General features: G+C 39.6%; 3 protein-coding genes. All 3 read left to right on the forward strand.

What is annotated here, in order from left to right; genetic code table 11:
• Positions 1–30: 30 nt before the first annotated feature.
• The 3 genes from V7Z69_RS09735 (at position 31) to V7Z69_RS09745 (ending at position 2516) form a co-directional block, all read left to right on the forward strand.
• Positions 31–654: a hypothetical protein gene (locus V7Z69_RS09735; protein WP_334139789.1), complete on the forward strand. Its 624-nt coding sequence runs from the start codon at positions 31–33 to the stop codon at positions 652–654.
• Between the two features lie 15 nt (positions 655–669).
• Entirely contained in the window at positions 670–1764 is a 1095-nt protein-coding gene (locus V7Z69_RS09740; RefSeq protein ID WP_334139790.1) for a DNA-primase RepB domain-containing protein, read from the forward strand.
• Positions 1765–2003: 239 nt separating this feature from the next.
• Positions 2004–2516, forward strand: a complete 513-nt coding sequence (locus tag V7Z69_RS09745) for a helix-turn-helix domain-containing protein (protein WP_334139791.1) — start codon at positions 2004–2006, stop codon at positions 2514–2516.
• Positions 2517–2616 lie beyond the last annotated feature (100 nt).

Genomic DNA, 2616 nt, shown 5'->3' on the forward strand with positions numbered 1-2616 from the left:
TTTATATTATAAAAAAGGAGACTGTTCCCTATGAAATATATGAAATATAATAAATTTACTAAACTTCTTGTATATACACCTATGTTGATTGTGTGTTTGCTTTGGTCAGCAGCATCAGAAGGAGCAGTACAAGTCAATTTACATGCTCCTATCTATGCACAGTGGGTTGTTTCAGTAGAGAACGCCGCAAGTTGCCATAAAACTATGCTGACTACTCTCCTCGATGGGCCTAGGGAAAAATTTATCGATGTGTTGATGAGTGCCAGAAATATTAAAGAATGCGGTCAAGGCACTCTTAAACTGCTGCCTCAAGCTGTTCAGCAGAGCATAAACACTTCTTTGTGGGAGGATATATTCTTCTTAGTTCCTTCGACAAAAGGAATCTACTGGGTTCCGTTCAGCAGGAGAGACACTATTCCTGAACAAGAACAAGCAAAAATAGTTCCTGTTTTAAAATTGTTTGTTCCTTTTCCTACAGAAAACGAGAGCCTTTTGAGAAACAAGGCAATCGCCAGGATCAGACGCAGTTATCCCTTACTCTCTTCCACAGAGGACAAACAGGGAATCAATATACTCATACTTCCCAATGTAACACATATTCAAACGCTCTTGGAACAGACCATCAAGACACAACAAGACCTTCTTGCTGAGTGAAAAGGAGGAGATAAGGTGTCAGGCATAACATCAGAAATTATCTCCAAAGAAGATTTTTTCTCCTTATTATGGCAGAAGTGTGCAGCAGATTGGTATGTGGAAGTCAGAGGCACCAAAAACAAGGATTTTACAGGGAGAATATATAGCAAGTGGACGCCTATAGGATATTTGTCAGACTTCTTTTCCGAAATCGATAAATTAACCAGTTCGGTTCCTCACAGCATCCACTACGTTGTATGTCCTAGATTAGCCCCATCTGGCAAGAAACATATAAAAGGCGAAAGCAATCTGGCAGCAATACCTGCCTTCTGGGTTGATGTGGACGGAGCTTTCAATTGGGAGGACAGATATCTACAAGGAACGAAGGCTTTACAATTAAACAAGCTAGGCATAGTCCCCAACCTTTATGTTGTTTCCGGTTGGGGGGTCCATCTGTTTTGGCTGTTGGATACACCTGTTACAGACGGCACTCTTGGGGAAAGATGTAATAAGATCCTTGCCGCACTCTTCAACGGCGACACTCAAGCATCAAACTGGGCTCACACCCTCAGGGCTCCGGGTTCGTACAACTGTAAGGTTGTTCCCAACCGACCTGTTGTAGCTAAACTTATATCAGATCAAAGATACTGTACACAAATCTTTATTGAAACATTGGAAAAATTTACAAAACTCCTTAGTCAAAAAGATACAAAAAGGACACAAATAGATAAGGAGAAAAAAAGGGAAAAAGAAAAGATAAACCATAAAAAAATTACTCTAACCGATAAAAAAAATAAGCTGATCCAATTGCTACAACAATCAAATTGTATTATCATGCGTGAGGCTTTGGATCGCCCCACTAATCTCAATTATGTTAAGTGGTTCAGTATTGGAGCAGGACTTTATAAGGTTTTTGGGTCAGAAGCAGAAGAAACATTCTATGAGATATCAAGCATGGATACAGCACGGTATTCTAGAGAAGCGGCAGAGCGTAAATGGACAGATATCGTTCAATCTGATTATATGCCGTACAACTGTATAAAAATGGGCATAGATTGTCCGCACATGCCTCCTACAGGGACATGTAAGAATATAGCTATGTTTTTTAGAAGAATATCAAAACACTTATAACCTATTAGAGCATACATTTACAGATGTCTGTACACTTGACTCTTGTTTCTGTTTGTAAAAGTTTTGGCTGACAAACATAAAATACACATGATGCAAACATAAAAACGATATTTTTTATTGCACAAAGGTATATAATCTAGTATATTATATGTAGTTTTTGTAAGTTTTTTAGATTGGCTATGAAGTCTGTTGGAGAGAAAAGAGTGTCTAGCGCATCAGAAACACTGGAGGGATATGATATGACAGAAGGGAAAATGATAACTGCAGATGAGGTAGCGAAGTTTAGGAAGTTTTTGGACTTGTCTCAAAGAGAATTAGGGCGTCTTTTGGGAGCAACAACTTTAACGGTTGCCAACTGGGAGAAGAAGGGCTTGCTTGAAGGCAGGACTGGCTATTCGCAGCTACTGATGATTCTTGGTTTATTCAAGAACGCCAAAATGCAGCCAAACTTTATCAGCGTAGCGGCACTCCGCCGTATGCTTCATTTGTGCGCCAAAGGATTCCTATACTCCTACTTTGCTTCAGTCAAGGAACTTGCTGGGTTTGATTTGTCTCTCATCAAAAACCGTGATTTTGCAGGTTTTATGATTGCTCTATCTCTTGATATGTACATCAGAAGTTTAGGTAAAATGTCTCCTAGTCAAATGATCGCCTTGGAATTGGAAGCAGACACAGCAGAAGAGACTAGTTTAGTGACTTCGCCCAACGAGGTTCTTGCTGATATCTTGATCAATGGCGATGACATGTTTTAATATATTCCGGCCTGCTGAGTCTCAACATATTTGAGCATATCAAGATAATCTACTTTACCTCCTTTCTTTTTCGTTCTTCTTAGCATCCTGCCCCACCAAA

Source organism: Thermovirga lienii (assembly GCF_036847465.1).
Classification (GTDB): domain Bacteria; phylum Synergistota; class Synergistia; order Synergistales; family Thermovirgaceae; genus Thermovirga; species Thermovirga lienii.

What these genes read in the sequence shown, in the direction of transcription:
- V7Z69_RS09735 (WP_334139789.1), top strand. Translation starts at nt 31, where the DNA reads ATGAAATATATGAAATATAATAAATTTACTAAACTTCTTGTATATACA.
- V7Z69_RS09745 (WP_334139791.1), top strand. Translation starts at nt 2,004, where the DNA reads ATGACAGAAGGGAAAATGATAACTGCAGATGAGGTAGCGAAGTTTAGG.